This is a genomic window from Corynebacterium guaraldiae, from assembly GCF_053480195.1.
In genome coordinates this window covers 21,368-39,942 of record NZ_JBRBAU010000014.1, presented here as the reverse complement: position 1 = coordinate 39,942, position 18,575 = coordinate 21,368, and the positions used below count along the sequence as shown (strand labels likewise).

At 61.6% G+C, this 18,575-nt stretch carries 23 protein-coding genes; 6 read left to right on the top strand and 17 right to left on the bottom strand.

The genetic code is table 11. From position 1 onward, the window contains the following. Positions 1–48: 48 nt before the first annotated feature. From map to secY, 3 genes are read right to left on the bottom strand one after another with little or no spacing between them, the layout of a single operon-like run. The gene (gene map, locus ACUY3D_RS10775; RefSeq protein ID WP_070530789.1) at positions 49–843 is read right to left on the bottom strand and encodes a type I methionyl aminopeptidase; all 795 of its coding nucleotides are present in this window, start codon (positions 841–843) and stop codon (positions 49–51) included. Between the two features lie 13 nt (positions 844–856). After that, positions 857–1,402: an adenylate kinase gene (locus ACUY3D_RS10770; protein ID WP_070530790.1), complete on the bottom strand. Its 546-nt coding sequence runs from the start codon at positions 1,400–1,402 to the stop codon at positions 857–859. After that, positions 1,402–2,727, bottom strand: coding sequence for a preprotein translocase subunit SecY (gene secY, locus ACUY3D_RS10765; RefSeq protein ID WP_070521679.1), 1,326 nt, complete (start codon positions 2,725–2,727; stop codon positions 1,402–1,404). The genes ACUY3D_RS10770 and secY overlap by 1 nt, the downstream gene beginning before the upstream one ends. Positions 2,728–3,107: 380 nt before the next feature. Here secY and ACUY3D_RS10760 point away from each other — a divergent pair, with 380 nt between their 5' ends. Further along, on the top strand, positions 3,108–4,415 hold the full coding sequence (locus ACUY3D_RS10760; protein ID WP_448241103.1) for a class I SAM-dependent methyltransferase: 1,308 nt from the start codon (positions 3,108–3,110) through the stop codon (positions 4,413–4,415). Between the two features lie 17 nt (positions 4,416–4,432). After that, positions 4,433–5,914, top strand: coding sequence for an FAD-binding oxidoreductase (locus ACUY3D_RS10755; protein WP_448241102.1), 1,482 nt, complete (start codon positions 4,433–4,435; stop codon positions 5,912–5,914). A 12-nt stretch (positions 5,915–5,926) separates the two neighbouring features. Here the strand turns inward: ACUY3D_RS10755 and ACUY3D_RS10750 are convergent, their stop codons facing one another. From ACUY3D_RS10750 to rpsH, 7 genes are all read right to left on the bottom strand, one after another. Then, positions 5,927–6,265 carry a hypothetical protein gene (locus ACUY3D_RS10750; protein WP_070521688.1) on the bottom strand — a complete coding sequence of 113 codons (339 nt, stop codon included), beginning with the start codon at positions 6,263–6,265 and terminating at the stop codon, positions 5,927–5,929. A gap of 140 nt (positions 6,266–6,405) precedes the next feature. Next, positions 6,406–6,852, bottom strand: a complete 447-nt coding sequence (rplO, locus tag ACUY3D_RS10745; RefSeq protein ID WP_070521691.1) for a 50S ribosomal protein L15 — start codon at positions 6,850–6,852, stop codon at positions 6,406–6,408. Positions 6,853–6,855: 3 nt separating this feature from the next. Then, the gene (gene rpmD / locus ACUY3D_RS10740) at positions 6,856–7,041 is read right to left on the bottom strand and encodes a 50S ribosomal protein L30 (protein ID WP_039673747.1); all 186 of its coding nucleotides are present in this window, start codon (positions 7,039–7,041) and stop codon (positions 6,856–6,858) included. A gap of 3 nt (positions 7,042–7,044) precedes the next feature. After that, positions 7,045–7,671, bottom strand: coding sequence for a 30S ribosomal protein S5 (gene rpsE, locus ACUY3D_RS10735; protein ID WP_070521694.1), 627 nt, complete (start codon positions 7,669–7,671; stop codon positions 7,045–7,047). 40 nt (positions 7,672–7,711) lie between these two features. Then, complete coding sequence (gene rplR / locus ACUY3D_RS10730; protein WP_070521697.1) at positions 7,712–8,113, bottom strand: 50S ribosomal protein L18; 402 nt, start codon at positions 8,111–8,113, stop codon at positions 7,712–7,714. Between the two features lie 3 nt (positions 8,114–8,116). Beyond that, positions 8,117–8,653: a 50S ribosomal protein L6 gene (gene rplF, locus ACUY3D_RS10725; protein ID WP_070521700.1), complete on the bottom strand. Its 537-nt coding sequence runs from the start codon at positions 8,651–8,653 to the stop codon at positions 8,117–8,119. A 14-nt stretch (positions 8,654–8,667) separates the two neighbouring features. Next, a complete protein-coding gene (rpsH, locus tag ACUY3D_RS10720) occupies positions 8,668–9,051 on the bottom strand; it encodes a 30S ribosomal protein S8 (RefSeq protein ID WP_070521703.1) in 384 nt (127 codons plus the stop codon). Positions 9,052–9,361: 310 nt separating this feature from the next. Here rpsH and ACUY3D_RS10715 point away from each other — a divergent pair, with 310 nt between their 5' ends. Both ACUY3D_RS10715 and fdhD read left to right on the top strand, forming a co-directional pair. After that, on the top strand, positions 9,362–9,610 hold the full coding sequence (locus ACUY3D_RS10715; protein ID WP_070563549.1) for a DUF6457 domain-containing protein: 249 nt from the start codon (positions 9,362–9,364) through the stop codon (positions 9,608–9,610). Further along, positions 9,607–10,458 carry a formate dehydrogenase accessory sulfurtransferase FdhD gene (gene fdhD, locus ACUY3D_RS10710; protein WP_070530799.1) on the top strand — a complete coding sequence of 284 codons (852 nt, stop codon included), beginning with the start codon at positions 9,607–9,609 and terminating at the stop codon, positions 10,456–10,458. The genes ACUY3D_RS10715 and fdhD overlap by 4 nt, the downstream gene beginning before the upstream one ends. Here the strand turns inward: fdhD and ACUY3D_RS10705 are convergent. The 6 genes from ACUY3D_RS10705 to ACUY3D_RS10680 form a co-directional block, all read right to left on the bottom strand. After that, a complete protein-coding gene (locus tag ACUY3D_RS10705) occupies positions 10,427–11,212 on the bottom strand; it encodes a formate/nitrite transporter family protein (RefSeq protein ID WP_070530801.1) in 786 nt (261 codons plus the stop codon). The two genes, fdhD and ACUY3D_RS10705, sit on opposite strands and share 32 nt — an antisense overlap. 164 nt (positions 11,213–11,376) lie before the next feature. Next, entirely contained in the window at positions 11,377–11,928 is a 552-nt protein-coding gene (gene rplE / locus ACUY3D_RS10700; RefSeq protein WP_070521728.1) for a 50S ribosomal protein L5, read from the bottom strand. Between the two features lies 1 nt (position 11,929). Then, entirely contained in the window at positions 11,930–12,244 is a 315-nt protein-coding gene (rplX, locus tag ACUY3D_RS10695; RefSeq protein ID WP_005527724.1) for a 50S ribosomal protein L24, read from the bottom strand. Between the two features lie 4 nt (positions 12,245–12,248). Next, positions 12,249–12,617 carry a 50S ribosomal protein L14 gene (gene rplN / locus ACUY3D_RS10690; protein ID WP_070521731.1) on the bottom strand — a complete coding sequence of 123 codons (369 nt, stop codon included), beginning with the start codon at positions 12,615–12,617 and terminating at the stop codon, positions 12,249–12,251. Between the two features lie 384 nt (positions 12,618–13,001). Beyond that, a complete protein-coding gene (locus tag ACUY3D_RS10685; RefSeq protein WP_070597123.1) occupies positions 13,002–15,008 on the bottom strand; it encodes a sucrose-specific PTS transporter subunit IIBC in 2,007 nt (668 codons plus the stop codon). 112 nt (positions 15,009–15,120) lie between these two features. Then, positions 15,121–16,443 (bottom strand): glycoside hydrolase family 32 protein, encoded by a 1,323-nt coding sequence (locus ACUY3D_RS10680; protein WP_070597122.1) that lies wholly within the window; start codon positions 16,441–16,443, stop codon positions 15,121–15,123. Positions 16,444–16,464: 21 nt separating this feature from the next. On the opposite strand from ACUY3D_RS10680, the gene ACUY3D_RS10675 reads away from it, so the two are divergent. Together ACUY3D_RS10675 and ACUY3D_RS10670 are read left to right on the top strand one after the other, a co-directional pair. Next, on the top strand, positions 16,465–17,334 hold the full coding sequence (locus tag ACUY3D_RS10675) for a carbohydrate kinase family protein (protein ID WP_448241101.1): 870 nt from the start codon (positions 16,465–16,467) through the stop codon (positions 17,332–17,334). Then, positions 17,331–17,723 carry a hypothetical protein gene (locus ACUY3D_RS10670; protein ID WP_070597121.1) on the top strand — a complete coding sequence of 131 codons (393 nt, stop codon included), beginning with the start codon at positions 17,331–17,333 and terminating at the stop codon, positions 17,721–17,723. The genes ACUY3D_RS10675 and ACUY3D_RS10670 overlap by 4 nt, the downstream gene beginning before the upstream one ends. On the opposite strand, the gene ACUY3D_RS10665 is transcribed toward ACUY3D_RS10670, so the two are convergent. Further along, entirely contained in the window at positions 17,720–18,442 is a 723-nt protein-coding gene (locus tag ACUY3D_RS10665) for a hypothetical protein (RefSeq protein WP_070597120.1), read from the bottom strand. The genes ACUY3D_RS10670 and ACUY3D_RS10665 overlap by 4 nt on opposite strands. Between the last annotated feature and the right edge of the window lie 133 nt (positions 18,443–18,575).

The following is an 18,575-nucleotide window of genomic DNA, read 5'->3' as shown; positions in this document are numbered from 1 at the left end:
GAGAAGTATAAACCTTCCTCCACGGTTTTCCTACCTGAATGTTGCGTTTTAGTAACGCTGTGTCAGAATTCGAGGACCATTCTCCGTTGCCGCCACGGTGTGTTCCCAGTGGGCAGCCAGCGATCCGTCGAGGGTGACAACGGTCCAGTCGTCGTCAAGCACGGCGTTGTCCTCAGTGCCCAGCGCCAGCATCGGTTCAATGGCCAGGACGGAGCCCTCCTGGATGATGGGACCGCGCCCTGCCTTGCCTTCATTGGCCAGGTATGGGTCTTCGTGCATTTCGTGGCCGATACCGTGGCCGCCGTAGCCGTCAACAATAAACAGGTCCACGCCGAACTTATCCTCGGCGCGGTAGGTGGCCTGTTCGAGGGCTGCGGAGACGTCGGTAAGCCGGTTGCCGGGGACCATGGCCTTAAGCCCTTCGTGCAGGACCCATTCGGTGGCATCAGACAGCGCCTGCGCCTCAGAGCTGAGCTTGCCGACGCCAAACGTCCACGCGCTATCCCCCACCCAGCCGTCGAGCGTGGCGCCACAGTCGATAGAGACAAGGTCCCCTTCAGCGAGGACAATCTCCTTGCTGGGTATGCCATGGACAATGACGTCGTTGACTGACGCACAGATGGACCCCGGAAAACCGCCGTAGCCCTTGAAGGTGGGCACGGCACCGGCATCTCGAATGGTCTGCTCGGCTACGTGGTCGAGCTCGAGCGTACTCACGCCAACTGCAGCGGCGGCACGCACCGCCTGCAGGGCGCGGCCGACGATTTCGCCAGCCGCCTGCATGGCATCAAGCTCGCCCGGGGTGCGGGCCGGAATCGTTTTAGTGCGTCGACGAAAAGCCATGACAAAAGACGGGCTACTTGCCCATTGCCTTCAGGGTACGCTCGTTGATTTCCTCAACGGTTCCTTCAGCCTTAATGGAGATGATGGCATCGCCATAGTGCTCGATGAGCGGGAAGGTCTCCTCGCGGTAGACGCCCAGGCGTGTACGGATGGTCTCCTCGGTGTCGTCCGCGCGGCCGCGGGCGAGCATGCGCTCGACCACGACGTCCTCGGATACCTCAAAGTTCAGCACGCCGTCGAGCTTCAGGCCCTTGTCGGAGAGGAGCTTCTCAAGAATGTCGGCCTGCTCCACAGTGCGGGGGAAGCCGTCGAGAAGGAAGCCATCCTTGGCGTCATCCTGGTTGAGGCGGTCCTCCACCATGCGGGCGGTGACATCAGTCGGCACCAGCTTGCCGGCGTCGATGTAGGACTTAGCCTCGACGCCGAGCGGGGTGCCCTCACCAATGTTGGCGCGGAAGAGGTCACCGGTGGAGATGTGCGGAACGCCGAGCTTTTCGCTGAGGAGGGCGGCTTGGGTGCCCTTGCCGGCACCGGGAGGGCCAAGGAGTACGTAACGCATTACTTAAGCAGTCCTTCGTAGTTGGATTGTAGGAGCTGGGACTCGATTTGCTTGACCGTGGTCAGGGCCACCGAGACCATAATGAGGATGGCAGTACCGCCGAAGGCGGAAGTGCCGCTGGCACCTGCGCGGCCCACGCCGAGGTCCAGAAGTATATTCGGCAGAACAGCGATGAGCGCCAGGTAGATCGAACCGACGAACAGAAGGCGGTTCATGACGAATCCCAGGTATTCGGCGGTCGGCCGACCCGGGCGGATACCCGGGATAAATCCACCATACTTCTTCATGTTCTCCGCCTGTTCAGCAGGGTCATACTGAACCGAGACATAGAAGTAGGAGAAGAAGATGGTGAGGACGAAGTAGAGGACGATGTACTGCCAGGAGCTCGGTGCCTGCAGGTGCGCAATCACGTTGCGCTGCCACCAGTTATCGGACACGCCCGGAGAGCCGGAGTTGACGATCTGGGTGATAAGCACTGGCATGTAGATCAGCGAGGAAGCGAAGATAACCGGGATAACGCCGGCCTGGTTGACCTTGAGCGGCAGGTAGGTCGACGAACCACCGTACTGGCGACGGCCAACCATACGCTTTGCGTACTGCACCGGAATGCGGCGCTGGCCCTGCTCGATGAAGGTGATGCCCACGACGAGGACGATGAGGCCGGCAACCACCATGGCGAAGACGAGGCCACCGTTGTTCTGCATGATGCTGACACCATCGGTGGGAAGGCGGGTAGCAATACCGGCGAAAATCATCAGCGACATACCGTTACCAATGCCCTTCTCCGTAATCAGCTCACCCATCCACATCACGAGGATGGCGCCGGAGGTCATGGTGATAACGAGCACGACGAGGGTGAAGAAGTTACGGTCCTCCGCCAGGACGCGTACGCCTTGCCCCAAGAGTTGCTCGCGGTCCGCCAGGGCCACAATGCCCGAAGACTGCAGAAGCGCCAGCGCCAGGGTGAGGTAGCGCGTGTACTGCGTCATCTTGGCCTGACCGGACTGCCCCTCCTTCTTCAACTGCTCGAAGTGAGGAATCACCACGGTGAGCAGCTGCACGATAATCGACGCCGTAATGTACGGCATGATGCCGATGGCGAAGATCGACAGCTGCAGCAGCGCGCCACCGGAGAACAGGTTGATCACCGAGTAGAGGTTGCCGGATTCCTCCGTGAGGTCACGAAGGCGGCCGGCGATGGTGGCGTAATCAACGCCCGGCGACGGGATCTGCGCGCCAACGCGGTAGAGGATAATCAACACGAGCGTGAAGATGATCTTCTTACGCAGGTCGGCATCTTTAAAAGCCTGCAAAATGGCGGACACTACTTAATCCTCCTGGCCTACCGCGCTTGTTGTGCGGTTCGAATTCGCCGCGCACGGGGGTGGATCTCATCTGTTCCCAAAAGCTAAGAGCCCTCTTAAGGCATCTCATAGGAACGGTTGAACACTTTTGACCCCATTACCCTACCAGCCTTGGCCACTTTCGCCACATTAACCCCGCACATGGCCGCCCGGAGGTCCCCTTTTTAGTTTCTCCCTTAGCGCTATCCCCGGATTGGGCCTACCATTGCCTGTGTTGTCTGAAGGCAATGTCCTTACAAGATTTCTACGTCTTTTCGACCTCCCCCGAGACGCCCGGGGCGTCTCGGAGTATGGCCGTTCTTTTTCTGCCAGCCAATGAACCGAAAGAAGTATGTAGTTTTATGAGTAAGCGATTCTCTCCAATGACCGTGGCCGAGATTATCGATACCTTCGTCCCCAGCCCCAACCCCTTCCGCTGGGAGGCTTTCGATGGTTCCGCCACCGGCCCAGCCGATGCGCAGTTTACCGTCAAGATCAACAACCTCCAGGGCTTGGCCTATATCGCGACTCACCCAGGGGATGTAGGATTTGCCCGCGCTTATGTCACCGACGGCATCACTGTCGAGGGCGAACACCCGGCGCACCCCTACGGCATCTTCGATGCGCTGCACGCCATGTATGACAAGTTCACCCGCCCGGACGCGAAGACCTTGGCCAGGGTGGCACGCTCCCTGGCCTCGATGGGAGCTTTCCAGATCCAGCCGGTCCCGGAAGTCGAGCGAGCCTCGTGGCTGCGCCGCAAGCTGCACGAAGGATTGTCCAAGCACTCCAAGGAACGCGACGCGGACGTCATCTCCGATCACTACGACGTGGGTAATGACTTCTACGAGCTTTTCCTCGGTGACTCGATGACGTATACCTGCGCCTACTACCCCTCCCCCGACGCCACGCTGGATGAGGCCCAGGAAAACAAGTATCGCCTCATCTTCGACAAGTTGCGGCTCAAGGAGGGTGACCGCCACCTGGACGTCGGCTGCGGCTGGGGCGGCATGGTGCGCTACGCCGCCAAGCGCGGTGTGAAGTCCCTCGGAGTAACCCTCTCCAAGGAGCAGGCTGAGTGGAGCCAGGCCAAGATCAAGGAGGAGGGTCTCGAGGACCTCGCGGAAATCCGCTTCATGGACTATCGCGATGTCACCGAGGAAGGCTTCGACGCTATCTCCGCCATCGGGCTACTCGAGCACATTGGCGTCAAGAACTACCCGGACTTCTTTAGCTTCCTCAACGGCAAGCTCAAGCCGGGTGGATTGATGCTCAACCACTGCATTACCTACCCGGATAATCACAAGACTCCGAAGGGCGGCTTCATTGACCGCTATATCTTCCCCGACGGTGAGCTCTCCGGCTCCGGCACCATTACGAAGTGCATGCAGGATGCCGGCTTCGAGGTTGTCCACACGGAATCCCTGCGCTTCGACTACATGCGCACTCTGCACGATTGGTGCGAGAACCTCAAGGAGACGTGGGTGGAGGCCTGCTCTCTGGTGGGCCTTCCCACCGCGCGCCTGTGGGCCATCTATATGGCCGGCTCCGAGTGGGGCTTCGAGCACAACATCATCAACTTGTACCACTTCTTGGGCGTCAAGCTGGGTGAGGCCGGTTCTCGTTCCGGCGTGCCCGAGCGCCGCTGGTGGGAAGATTCGCGCTTCTAAAGACTTAAAGGAATTCTATGTTGACTGATCTCATTCGCAATCACCGCAGCGTCGACGCCGTGGAAATCCCGCCGGTAGGCTGGAAAGCGCACGAGGAGGGCGTCGATAAGCTCCTGCGTAGCTTCCGCGCGGTGCCGAAGGATAAGCGCGTACGTCTGGCAAAGAAAACCTCGAACCTTTTCCGCGGGCGCAGCGGCGAGCAGGTGGGGCTCGACGTGTCCGGTCTGGGTGGGGTCATTGAGGTCGATCCAATTGCGCAGACCGCCGAGGTTCAAGGCATGTGCACCTACGAGGACCTTGTCGACGCCACCTTGCCGCACGGCCTTATGCCCTTCGTGGTGCCGCAGCTCAAGACCATTACGCTCGGCGGCGCGGTAACGGGCATGGGCGTGGAGTCCACGAGCTTCCGCGATGGATTGCCGCACGAATCCGTGCTGGAGATGGACATCCTCACCGGTACTGGCGAGATTCTCACGTGCTCGCGCGAGGAGAATGTCGATCTCTTCCGTCTCTTCCCCAACTCCTATGGCTCCTTGGGCTATGCGGTGCGCCTCAAGATTGAGCTGCGCGCGGTGAAGCCTTACGTGGAACTGAGGGAGGTGCGCTTCCACGACTTTGAGTCCTTGGCACGCACGCTTGACGACGTCTCCCGCACCCACTCCTACGACGGCCTCGATGTCCACGGCCTCGATGGCGTGGTCTTCTCTCCGGAGGAATCCTACCTGGTCATGGCCCGTTTCACGGAGGAGGAGGGCCCAACCTCCGACTACACGAGGGAGGAGATTTTCTACCGCAGCCTCCAGCACGCCCGGGGTATTCGCCGCGACCGCCTCACGGTGCGCGATTACATCTGGCGCTGGGATACTGACTGGTTCTGGTGCTCGCGAGCCTTTGGCGCGCAGAACCCGCGGGTGCGCAAGGTGTGGCCGCGGCAGCTGCGGCGCAGTTCCTTCTACTGGAAGCTCGTGCGCCTGGACCGGAAATACGAGCTGGAGTACAACTTCATCAAGAAGCCAAAGGGCCTGCCGCGGGGTGAGCGCGTGGTGCAGGACATCGAGGTCACCCCGGAGAACTTGCCGGAGTTCTTGGACTGGTTCTTTGCGGCCTCCGATATTCAACCGGTGTGGCTGTGCCCGATTCGACTTCGCGAGGGCGTCGAAGACCTCGTCGGCACCGGCTCTCTCGCGGCTGATTCCCCCGCCCCGTGGCCGCTGTACCCGCTGCGCCCGGACCAAACCTGGGTCAACGTGGGGTTCTGGTCAGGCGTGGAGGGCAATCACGTCGACCCCTCCGCCCCGGGCAACGGCGCCTTCAACCGCGTCATCGAAGCTAAAGTCAGCGAGCTCGGCGGGCATAAGTCGCTGTATTCAGAAGCCTTCTACTCCCCCGAAGAATTTGCCGAGCTCTACGGCGGTGACCTGCCGGAGCGCATTAAAGCGCTCACTGACCCGGACAGCCGCTTCCCCGGCCTCTATGAAAAGACGGTCAACGACGCGTAGCGCGCTGCCTTCCTAGGCAACTGCATCGACGCGATCATAACCGTTGGTGGCCAGGGCCTTCATCACGCGGTCCACGGCGGCCTGGTCGGTGTCGGGGTTGTAGGTTTCCAGGAAGACGATGTGCGCGGTGTCATTGCCTTCAAAGCGGATGGTCATGAAGTCGTGCCCCAGCTCCTGGGTGGCAAGGGCCAGCTCGCGCTGCACCGCCAGCTCGCCGCTGGGCAGGTTTTCCGTGCTGGTGGCGGACTCTGGCTGGGAGAGCATCTCCTGTGCATCGACGGGGCCAGTAACGCCAGCCAGGGGCAGAAGTGCGGCGATGGCGGTTGCCACGATGGAAGATACGGACGACATAACACTCTCCTTAACGCTTACTAAGATTTAACCAAGGGTGATACTACTCTTCTTAGCTCCGCGCGCACAATAGGCATGAAAAATCCCCCTGCCCCGCACGAATGCGGTGGACAGGGGGAAGAAATCTACTGAGTAAAGATTTACTTGGTGGTGGCGGTGCCGCCAGCAGCCTCGATCTTCTCAACAGCAGACTTGGAGAACTTGTCAGCCGTGACGTTCAACTTAACGTTGATGTCGCCGTTGCCCAGAACCTTGACCGGCTGGTTCTTGCGAACCAGGCCAGCAGCGACGATGTCCGCTACGGTGACGTCGCCACCCTGAGCGAAAGCCTCTGCGAGGTCAGCAACGTTGACTACCTGGTACTCAACGTGGTTCGGGTTCTTGAAGCCCTTGAGCTTCGGCAGACGCATGTGGATCGGCATCTGGCCACCCTCGAAAGCAGCGGAAACCTGCTTGCGAGCACCGGTGCCCTTGGTACCGCGACCAGCGGTCTTACCCTTGGATGCCTCACCGCGGCCGACGCGGGTTTTGGGCTTATTGGAGCCTGCGGACGGGCGCAGGTCGTGGAGCTTGATGATATCAGCCATGGTTTACTCCCCTGCCACTTCTTCGACGGTGACCAGGTGACGCACCTTGTGAACCATGCCGCGAATAATCGGGGTGTCCTGCTTTACAACAGAGTGTCCGATGCGCTTGAGACCAAGGGCCTCAATGTTGGCGCGGTGGTTCGGCTTGGTGCCCACAAGGCCCTTTACCTGAGTAATCTTCAGAGCCATTGCTTATGCCTCCTGACCTGCGCGCTTGCGCAGCATCTGGGCCGGTGCGACCTCCTCGAGGGACTTGCCGCGGCGTGCAGCAACTTCCTCCGGGCGAACCAGCTGCTTGAGGCCGTCCACGGTAGCGCGGACGACGTTGAGAGCGTTGTCGGAGCCCAGGGACTTCGACAAGATGTCCTGCACACCGGCGCACTCAAGCACCGGACGAGCAGCACCACCGGCGATGACACCGGTACCCGGAGCGGCCGGCTTCATCATGACGATGCCAGCTGCGTCGCGACCCTCAACCGGGTGGGTAATGGTGCCGGCAATCATCGGGACGCGGAAGAAGTTCTTGCGAGCCTCTTCTGCACCCTTCTGGATTGCGGCCGGGACTTCCTTGGCCTTGCCGTAGCCGACGCCAACCATGCCCTGGCCGTCGCCAACGACGACGAGAGCGGTGAAGGACATGTTGCGGCCACCCTTAACGGTCTTGGAGACGCGGTTGATGGTCACAACGCGCTCGATGTACTTATCGCGCTCGTTGTCCTGGTGGTTGCGGCGGTCGTTACGACGGCCGTTGTTGCGACCCTTGCGGTCGTTGTTGTTCTCGGCGGAGCGTCCGCCGTCACGCTGTTCACGGTCCGACATTAGGCGTTCCTTCCGTTGATGTTTCCGTATGCCTTAATCATTAGAACTGCAGACCACCTTCACGAGCAGCTTCGGCCAGCGCAGCAACGCGGCCGTGGTACTTGTAGCCTGCACGGTCGAAGACGACCTTCTCGATGCCAGCGGCCTTGGCGCGCTCAGCGATGAGCTGGCCTACCTTGGCAGCCTTGGCCTTCTTATCGCCCTCGAGTGCACGCACGTCGGCTTCCATGGAGGAAGCAGCGGCCAGGGTGTGGCCGGCCAGGTCGTCGATGACCTGAACGTGCATGTGGCGGGAGGAGCGGTGAACGACCAGACGCGGTGCCTCAGGGGTGCCGCGGAGGGTCTTACGGATGCGGAAGTGGCGGCGCGCGCGTGCTTCACGACGACGCGAGGAAATGTCCTTGCCAACCGGGGTGCGCTTTGCGTTTTCAGTGTTAGCCATTGCTTACTTACCCGTCTTTCCGACCTTGCGGCGGATCTGCTCGCCGTCGTAGCGAATACCCTTGCCCTTGTAAGGATCGTCCTTACGCAGGCGGCGGATGTACGCGGCGACCTGTCCAACCAGTTGCTTGTCAATACCAGATACGGAGAGCTTGGTTGCGCCATCCACAGCGAAGGTGATGCCCTCCGGAGCCTTGATGAGGATCGGGTGGGAGTAGCCCAGAGAGAACTCCAGGTCCTTACCCTTCTGCTGGACGCGGTAACCAACACCGAAGATTTCCATCTTCTTGGTGTAGCCCTCGGTCACGCCAACGACGGCGTTGTTGACCAGGGAGCGGGCCAGACCGTGCAGTGCGCGGTTCTTGCGGTCGTCGTCCGGACGGGAGACCTTGATCTCATCGTCCTCGACGGCTGCGGTGATCGGCTCCGGCAGCTCAACCTCGAGGGAGCCCTTGGACCCCTTCACGTTGACAACCTGGCCATTGATGGTGATGTCGACGCCCTTCGGGACGGCGATAGGTGCTAGACCGATACGAGACATGTGTCAATCCTCCCTTACCAGACGTAGGCGAGAACTTCTCCGCCTACACCCTTCTCCTGAGCCTGACGGTCGGTAAGCAGACCCTGAGACGTGGAAATGATGGCCACGCCCAGGCCGCCCAGAACCTGCGGCAGTTCGGTGGACTTTGCGTACACACGCAGACCCGGCTTAGACACGCGACGCAGACCCGAGAGGGAACGCTCACGATTGTTGTACTTAAGCTCGAGGGACAGCTCGCGGCCCTCGACGGAGTAGTCAGCGATGTAGCCTTCCTGCTTCAAGATCTCGGCGATGTTCGCCTTGAGCTTGGAGGTCGGCATCGACACGGAATCGTGGTGCGCATTGGATGCATTGCGCACGCGCGACAACATGTCGGCAATAGGATCAGTCATAGTCATATGAGTGACCTGTAACCTTTCTCGTTGCGGTTCCCTTAAAGCTCACCAAAGCGTTTTCCGTGTGATTTCGGGCTACTCACGCTCCCCGCGGTCAATACCGCGAGGCGCTCGCCACCCTTTGATACAGACAACGGTCCGCTGTCTACGGCGAGGGGCCTACAACAAAGTAGATGTGTTCAATTCTTCCGGCTTGGCACATTTGCGCACCTCCAGCGCCATTTTTGCGGCGCGGAGGAGGAAAAATGCAAGTCCTTCGGCTTACTTTACTCGCTGACATGCTGTTTTCCAAAACGCGTTAGCATGGGAAGTCATGAGTGAAGAACAAGACCCCATCCGCACGGCACACCAGTGGCTTGAGGAGGCTGCCGAGCTTGTCGGCGTCTCCCCGGCCGACGCCACCGCCTTGGTTAGAGAACTCCTCGATCTGACCAAGGACGTCGCGCATACCCAATCGCGCCCCGCTGCCCCGCTGACGGCGTACCTGGTCGGTTTGGCCTCGAAGGACGTCGACGAGGCCCGCACCCACATCGCCACGCTCAAGGAGGCCCTCAACCGATGAGCGGGCGCGTCAACGCCACCTTCGCCGTGACCAAGGTGCGCCTCGATGAGCACGGAGAGGTCATCCAGGTCGATACCCGCGGCGATACCGTCGCCGGCGAAGAGCCTTTGGAGATCCGCGTGGGCGGACAAACGCTGACCACGACGATGCGCACGCCCGGCCACGATGTCGAGCTGGCCCATGGTTTTCTTCATTCCGAGGGCCACATCGAGAAGGCCAGCGATGTCACCGAGGCGCGCTACTGCGCCGGTGCCTCAGTGGACGGGCGCAACCCCTATAACCTGCTCGACGTTGAGCTAGCCAACCCCCACGCGATCAGCCTCGCCGATCTCCGCCTGACGACAACCACGTCTGCGTGCGGAGTGTGCGGCACCTCCTCTATCGAGGCGCTGATGATGCAGTCGCGATACTCAATCCCACAGGTGCCGGTGGATCCGGGGATCGTCGCCAAGCTGCCCGGCGCCTTGAAAGCGGAACAGAAGCAGTTCCGCAAAACCGGCGGCATCCACGCCGCGGGCGCCTTCACGCTCGAGGGAGAACCCGTCGTTGTACGCGAGGACGTCGGCAGGCACAACGCCGCCGACAAGGTCATCGGCCACCTACTGATGGAAGGAATGCTGCCCGCCAGCGACCTCATCCTGGTGATGAGCTCGCGCGCCAGCTTCGAGCTGGTCAACAAGGCTGCTATGGCCGGCTTCGGCATGCTCGTTGCGGTCTCCGCGGCCTCCTCGCTGGCGGTGGAAACCGCCCGGGAAACCGGCATGGCGCTCGTGGGCTTTGCCCGCGGCGACCGCTTCAACCTCTACTCGGGCGAACTTAGTCGCGGTACGCCTCCGGGCCAGAGTTAAGCCAGGCGTACACGCCGCCAATAAGGAAGCCGCCGCCGATGAGGTTTCCCACCCACACGATGGACCAGTTGGCCAACACCGCGCCGAGGGTAAAGCCTTCCGGCAGCGGGCTGGCGCAGAAGAAGGTCAGGGTCATCAGGCAGAAGTTGGCAATAACGTGCTCCAGGCCTAGGCCCACGAAGCAGGCGATGATCGGCACGATGACGAAGAACTTGGACACCACATCCTTGGCAAAGACCGCGCCGACGATAGCCATGTTGACCACGAAGTTGGCCAGCATGGCCTCCACCAGCAGCCCGCCTGGGCCCTTGGTCAGCTTGCCCATCGAGAGGTTAGCAATGAGATGGTTGGGGTCGATTCCGCCCAGCTTGGCCGACATTCCCATGGCTGCGGCAAAGAGGGCAGCACCAACCAGGTTAAACAGCGTCGTGACCACCAGCAGCCACAGGCCCTTGCCCCAGCCCACCTGTTTAGTTACGGCGCCATAGACCATGTACATCATGTTGCCGGTGGCCAGCTCCGCGCCGAGAAGGACGATGGCAAACAGGCCCAAGCCGAACAGGCAGGCAAAGACCAGCGAGCCCATGCCTTCCACATGCTTCTCGACGCCCATCCCCATCACCGCAGCAAACGCCGTACCGATGGCGAGGTACACACCCGCCAGGGTGGAGCGCACGGCGAACCGGCCAAAGGACTCATCGAGCAACGCAACCTTTTTCTTTACCGCGGCTGCCGAAGCATCATTCAGGGACATTTCTTACCTCACTGGGGGACGCAGACTTCTCAGACGCTCGTAGTTTACTCACAACCTCAGACATCATCTTTACTCAGGGGAAACAAGACCCCAAAAAGGGCGCAGACACAAAACTCCCCCGGAGCTCCTTCACGGAGTGCCGGGGGAATGATTCAAGCGCTACTTTACTTGAACGGGAAGCCGAGCTCGCGCAGGAGCTTGCGGCCCTCCTCGTCGTTGGTAGCGGTGGTCACGACGGTGATGTCCATACCGCGCGGGCGGTCCACCTTGTCGATGTCAATCTCGTAGAACATGGTCTGCTCGGTGAGACCGAAGGTGTAGTTGCCGTGGCCGTCGAACTGCTGGTCGGAGAGACCGCGGAAGTCGCGAATACGCGGCAGCGCGATGGTCAGCAGGCGGTCCAGGAACTCCCACATGCGGTCGCCGCGCAGGGTAACGCGTGCGCCGATGGGCATGCCCTCACGGAGCTTGAAGTTTGCGATGGACTTCTTAGCGCGACGCACCTGCGGCTTCTGGCCGGTGATAGCGGTAAGGTCCTCGAGAGCACCGTTGATCATCTTGGAGTCGCGGGCAGCGTCGCCCACACCCATGTTGACAACGACCTTGGTGACGCCCGGAATCTGCATCACGTTGTCGTACTTGAACTCGTCGTTCAGAGTCTTCTTGATTTCCTCGCGGTAGCGGGTCTTCAGACGCGGAGTGTAGTTCTCGCTCATGTTAGATGTCCTTCCCGTTGCTACGTGCGATGCGGACCTTCTTGCCGTTTTCGTCGAAACGGTAGCCCACGCGGGTCGGGTTGCCCTCGGAGTCAACGATCGCAACGTTGGACACGTGGATCGGAGCTTCCTGGGTAACGATTCCGCCGGACTCGGCGCCACGCTCGGTAGCGGAGTTAGCAACGTGCTTCTTGACGCGGTTGACGCCCTCAACGAGGACCTTGTCGCGCTTCGGGTATGCCTCGATGACCTTGCCCTTCGCGCCCTTGTCCGGGCCCGAAATGACGATCACCATATCGCCCTTATGAATCTTCATAAGATTAGATCACCTCCGGTGCGAGAGAAACGATCTTCATGAAGCGCTTATCACGAAGTTCGCGAGCAACCGGGCCGAAGATGCGGGTACCGCGCGGCTCATTGTCGCCCTTGAGAATAACTGCGGCGTTTTCATCGAATGCGATGTAGGAGCCGTCCGGGCGACGGGTCTCCTTCTTGGCACGGACGATGACAGCCTTGACGACATCGCCTTCCTTCACGTTGCCACCCGGGGTGGCTTCCTTGACAGTGGCAACGACAACGTCACCAATGCCAGCGAAACGTCGAACGGAGCCGCCGAGAACGCGGATGACGAGGAGCTCTCGTGCACCGGAGTTGTCGGCGACGCGCAGACGCGATTCTTGCTGAATCACTATGGGTCTCCTGACCTGGATTAACGTGCGTCAAGATTTCCGTCCTTGACACACCTGGTCTACTTGCTTGCGTGGCATAGGCTGTGCGACGAACTCGCTGTTCACAGCGGTCGAAGGGTCTCGGTGTGGCGATTCGGAAACGCATCGCGCTGCACCGACCGACCATATGCAACCCATACATTCAAGCATGTCCCCCACTGTTTCCCCAAATCGCGCACCCCACTGTTTCCCCGCCCCCACAGAACTTCCCATCCTCCCAAACCCAAATGTGCAGACCCGGAAGTGCAGAGGCGCTGGTGGACGTCGTCAAGCGCACGCGCAGTGCTTGGCGACGACCGTGCTGTACTTCCAGGTCTGCACTTATGGAATCGGCGGACGGAAGCTCTAGGCCTTCTCCGCTGAAGCGGCGGTGGCTGCAGCAGCGGGTTCCGGCTTGGGGTCGACGGTGAGCAGCGCATCGCCGAAGGTGATTTCCGCACCGGTGGTATAGGCCGGGAGGACCGGGCCCGTCTTCTTCGAGTTGGATACCACCACAGGTGTTGTCACCGGGTAATCCGCCGCCTTGATGGCGGCGATATCGAACTCGCAGAGGAGGTCGCCGGCCTTGACCTCGTCGCCCTTGGAGACGTGCGAGGTAAAGTGCTCACCCTTCAGGTTCACGGTGTCGAAACCGACGTGCATGAGGATGTCCACGTTGTTGCCGTCGGCATCCTTTCCGCGCACGGCATAGGCGTGCTTGGAGGGGAAGGTGACGGTGATCTTGCCATCAATCGGGGAGACGAGGCGCCCCTCGCTCGGCTCGATGGCCGCGCCCGCGCCCAGCTTGCCGGCGGCAAACATCGGGTCGGAGACCGATTCCAACGCGATGGCCTTTCCGGCCAGCGGGGAGGCCACGCGGTAGGCATTCGGATCAGCGGTGGCGGCAGGAACCGCACCGCCTACGTCGGCGTTGGCGGTACCGACCTCATCGGGATCGATGGAGCCGTTCTTGGAGATGAGGTAGCGGCCATATACAAAGGCCACGCCGAAGGAGAGGATGAGGGAGACGAAGGCGCAGATGAAGAACTGCGTGTAATCCTCCGGGCGCATTGAGACGAATCCGATGAAGCCGGCGGCGCCGAGGGCGGTAGCTTTGACGTCGAGAAGCGCGATGAGCGTCGAGGCCACTGCGGACGCGCCCATGCCGATGTAGAACGGCCAGCGCAGGCGGAGGTTCACACCGAAGATAGCGGGCTCGGTAATGCCGAAGAGCGCGGAAACACCCGAGGCGCCCGACAGGCCCTTGAGCTTCTCCGACTTGGTCAGGAAGTAGACCGCCAAGGCCACGCCACCCTGGGCAATGTTGGCCATGGAGGCCACCGCGAAGATGAAGGAACCGCCCTCGTTCCACAGCATCGTCTCAATCGGCGGGAAGGACTGGTGCAGGCCGGTAATGACGATCGGTGAGTAGAACAAACCGAAGATGAAGCCGCCCACTGGGCCGGCGAAGGTGTAAAGGTCGTTGAGCCCAGCGCCAAGCATGTCGCCCGCCGTGCGCAGAATAGGACCAACCGCGATGAAGGTGATAAAGCCCGTCACCAGCAACGTGAGCAACGGGGTGAGCATGAAATCCACGGTGCCCTTGAGGTGCTTGTGCAGGAATTTCTCAATCGTGGCCAGAATCCACGCGATGACCAAGATCGGCAGGATGGAACCCTGGTAACCCGCCTGGGCCACATCGAGGCCGAAGATATTCCAGTAGGACATCTCCCCCGCCTCGATGGTCGCGGCCACCTGATACCCGTTCACCAGGTCCGGCATCACCATGGCCATGGCCATGCCCGCGCCGAGGAACTCGTTGCCGCCGAAGCGCTTGGTGGCGGTGAAGCCCACCAGGATGGGCAGGAAGGCGAACGGCGCGGAAGCCAGGAGGTTGATGAGCCCGGCGACATCCGCCATGGCTGGGAACATCTCGATGACGGATTGCTCGCCGAACAGCCCGTTGGCGGTCAGCACATTGTTGAGCGCCATGAGCAGACCGCCGCCAACCAGAATCGGGATGAGCGGCACGAAGATATCCGCGAGGACCTTCACCGCCCGGGAGAACCAATTGCCGGAGTCGGCGGCGATGTCCTTGAGCTTGTCAGTAGAAACCGCGATATCCTTCGAGGTCATCGCGTTGATCTGGTCGAAGACGATGTTGACATCGCCCGGGCCGACGATGACCTGGAACATGCCCCCGGCCTCAAAGATGCCCTTGAGGTCCGGATCGTTTTCCAGTGCGGCCGTATCGACTTTTTTGCTGTCTTTCAGCACCATGCGCAGGCGGGTGGCGCAGTGCGCGAGCGCCACAATGTTGTCTTCGCCGCCGATTGCTTTGAGTGTTCGCGCCGCGACCTGTTTGTGATCCATACCGGCGTGCCTCCTCGGAGAGTGAGATGAATTAAATAGCTTCACCTCCCATTAGACACGTTACCCAACATAAAACCAATCATTCGGGCCCAAATATAGGAAAATTCACACCCTACCGGGCTTCCCAGCCGCGCCAGCGAGCGTCACCGGCACCAAAGACTGCCGACGCCCCCGCAATCCGCCCATCACCTGCAAAGACCTCCACCGCGCAGCCATCAGCGACAAGCTCCAGTGTTCCTGCTGGACACGGCACGACGCGTTCATCTTCGCCAGACGTGAGCCGCAGCTCTCCCCCGCCGTAAGCTACGAGGAAGGCGGTGGCATCGGAGGCGTCGACAAGCGCATAAGTGCCCTCCCCAGCCTGCAGCGTGGCCACCGAACCGAACCCCTCTCGCGCCGGCCCCGTCGGCGCAGACCCTAGCGACCACAGCGGTGCCTGGCGCAACCAGCCATCCTCCAGCCAGACGCGCCGCGGAAGCGTCAGCGTATGCACCCAGCCCTGGGCGACAGTCGGGGTGTCATCCTGCGCGGGCAGCCCCATCCACCCCAGCATGATGGCCTCGCCATCCTTCTCCACCAGCTGCGGCGCATAGAACTGGTGGCCATAGTCCACCTCGCTGAAACCGCGCTCCACGTGGAAAACCGTGCTCTCAAGCCGGCCCACGAGGTAGCCGCACTGGTCGGAGGAGGCGTAGTGCGTGGCGTTACCGCGCACGGGATCTAAACCTTGTGGGCAGATGACCAGGACGTCCTTGTCCTCCCCCGTGGCGCGGTCCCGCAGCGTGAGCAAATTCGGGCATTCCCACATGTAGCCGCCCGGCACCAGGTCGGGGCTCAGGCCCGGCTCAGCGCCTGAGGTGTCAAAGGTGAGCGCACCCTTAAAAGACCACTGCGCCAAGTCCGTGGAGCGATAGAGCACCACGTGCCCGGTTTCATCCTCCGCCTGGGCGCCGAGCACCATGCGCCAGCCGTCCTTGTCGCGGGTGATCTGGGGATCGCGGTAATGCCCGGTGAAACCTGCGGCGGGCCCGTCGATGAGCGGGTTCGCGGCGTCGTGCTCATAGAAGCCGCCTTCTGGACCGCCGGCATCAACCGCGCGGACACGGTTCTGCGAGGGAATCCGCACGCCATCGCGCTTGAGGTTGCCGGTATAAAACAGCCAGACATCCTCGCCGTCGACCACCGCGCCACCGGAATAGCAACCGTGGGCGTCGTGCTCACGGATGGGATAGAGCGCGTCCGGGAAGTGCCGCCAGGGCTGTGGTTCGCTTAAGCAAGTCACGGCGTGCCCCCAGCCCGTCTGCTTCGGCGCGTGTGGGAAGCAGGGGTCGTGCTGATAGTAAACGTGCAGGTTATCGCCATCAAGGAAGACCCCGTTTGGATCGTTAAGGCGACCAGACGGCGGGGAGAGATGGAAGTGCGGACGGTAGTTCATGCTCCCGATAGTATGGGCTCTATGGACATTATGGTGTGTGGCGAAGGCCTCGTTGACCTCGTTCCGCGCGGACGCGGGGGGCTGGCAGATCTCACCCCGGCGTTGGGCGGCGGCCCCTTCAATGTGTCGGTCGCGGCGGGGCGTTTGGGCGCAAGCGTGGGTTTTCAATCGCGGCTTTCGCGGGATGCATTCGGGCAGGCGCTCATGGAGCGCCTACATAGAGAAGGAGTGGATACCTCGCTCGTGCAGCGCGGTGACGAGCCCACCACGCTGGCAGTCTGCAACATCGGGGAGGACGGCTCGGCCACCTACTCCTTCTATACGGAGGGCACGGCGGACCGGCTGGTGGAGCCAGTGCTTGCTGACGTCCCCTGGGCCTGCTTCGGCACCGTCTCCCTCGCCCTGGAGCCGGGCGCATCCCGCTATGCCGCGCTACTTCAGGCGCTTGCGGCGCAGGGCACAAAGGTGGCGCTGGATCCGAACATCCGCCCCTTCTTTGCCACCCCGGCGCACCGCGAGTTTTTGTTGTCCTTGCTGCCGCACGTCACGCTGTTGAAGCTGAGCGAGGAGGAAGTTGAATTCCTCGGTGAGGACGCGCTTTCGCAGGTGCCCGTGGTCGTGACCACGCGTGGCGCCGAAGGTCTGAGCGTGCGCACGGACTCGGTGTCGCTGCAGGTCCCGCCGGTTACGGTGGAGGTGGCGGACACCATCGGCGCGGGCGACACGGTGATGGCCGCGCTCTTAAGACAGTTGGTGGAGCGGGACATTAGCGCTTTGAGCGTCGAGGAGTGGCAGGAGATCCTGCACTTTGCGGCGACGGCCGCAGCCATTACTGTTTCCCGCACGGGCGCGCAGCCGCCCACGCTTTCTGAGGTGGAGGAACTACTATGAGCTATCCCCTGCGCACGACCGGGCTCCACGGCCTGCTCTTCCTCGTGGTGACGGTGTCCTTCATTTTGCCCGTCGTCTTCGGCACGGGCGCGCTTCTGCCGGTGCCAGCTGCGGTGGTGCTGTCGGTGCTGTTGGGAGGCGCCGCGCTTGTCGACGCCTCCTACCACGCCTTCTCCCCCGCCCAGCGCCCCACCCGGGGGCTGCGCGCTATCTCCGCGCTGGGCGCGGTTGCGCTCATCGCGGGCTGGCTGGTGTGGCTCAAGGTCTTTCGCACCGTCGACCTGGCCAGCGCCGCGCCCTACCGTATCGGCACGTTTCTTCTCGCGGTGGGCTCGGTGCTCAGCGTCTTTAGCATCGCTATCGCGCTCACACACCGGCGGGTGCGCTAAAGAATATCTGCCGGTATGTAGGGCATGCGCAGCGTGCCCATCGGGACACTCACATCGCTTTGCCAGAATCCGCTCGTGGCATCGATCGGCAAGGTGGCCTTCATTCCTTCGTAGCCGTCCCACAAATCCCCATTGCCGACTATTCCGATGCATTCCTGGTTTGCACGAACCTCCACCTCACCCGGCCTGCCGCTCTTGGTACCGCTCAACGTGGTGGGCGCGTCCAAGGCCAGGACCCACACCTCTTCCGAGGCATATTCGGGCAAGACGATGCCGGGCTCTCCACCGTCAAGGTCGCCTGCTTTTGCCTTGTGTACGGTACCCGACACAGTGGAGGGAACATCGGCAGGATTGCCCTCGCTGCGGACGCGGTCCTTCCGGTACACGCACTTCTCAATGCCGCTGGCGGCGGAGGTGCCCGCGCCGTCTTTAGCTACATCTTGTGCGTTGGACGTCTTCGCGCCCTCAGCCGCACCAGAATCATCGGCGCCAGGTGTATAGCCGGCTGGCAGCGTCGGGTTGGGTCCGGCCGCTTCGATGCTCGGTTGTGGCTCCGCGTCCGAATCCGGCTCCGCCTGCGTAGTTGAAACGTCGCCAGTGGATTCCACCGCCGGAGCATCGGCAGCAACGGGAGCAGGCTCCTCCGCGGCGCAACCGACGAGGGCTGCAACAGAGAAAGCGCAGACAAGGGTAAGCAGAGAGCGAGAGAACGCGGACATAGAGAGTTTGGCCTTTCAAGAGATGAACGGCCTTACCCTAACACGTTCCCGCAGCTTAATCCCTATAACTGGAGACCGCTCCCCTGGCAGGCTGTTGTCTCTGGCGTGCCGGATGCGGGGGCGAAAGGCGCAT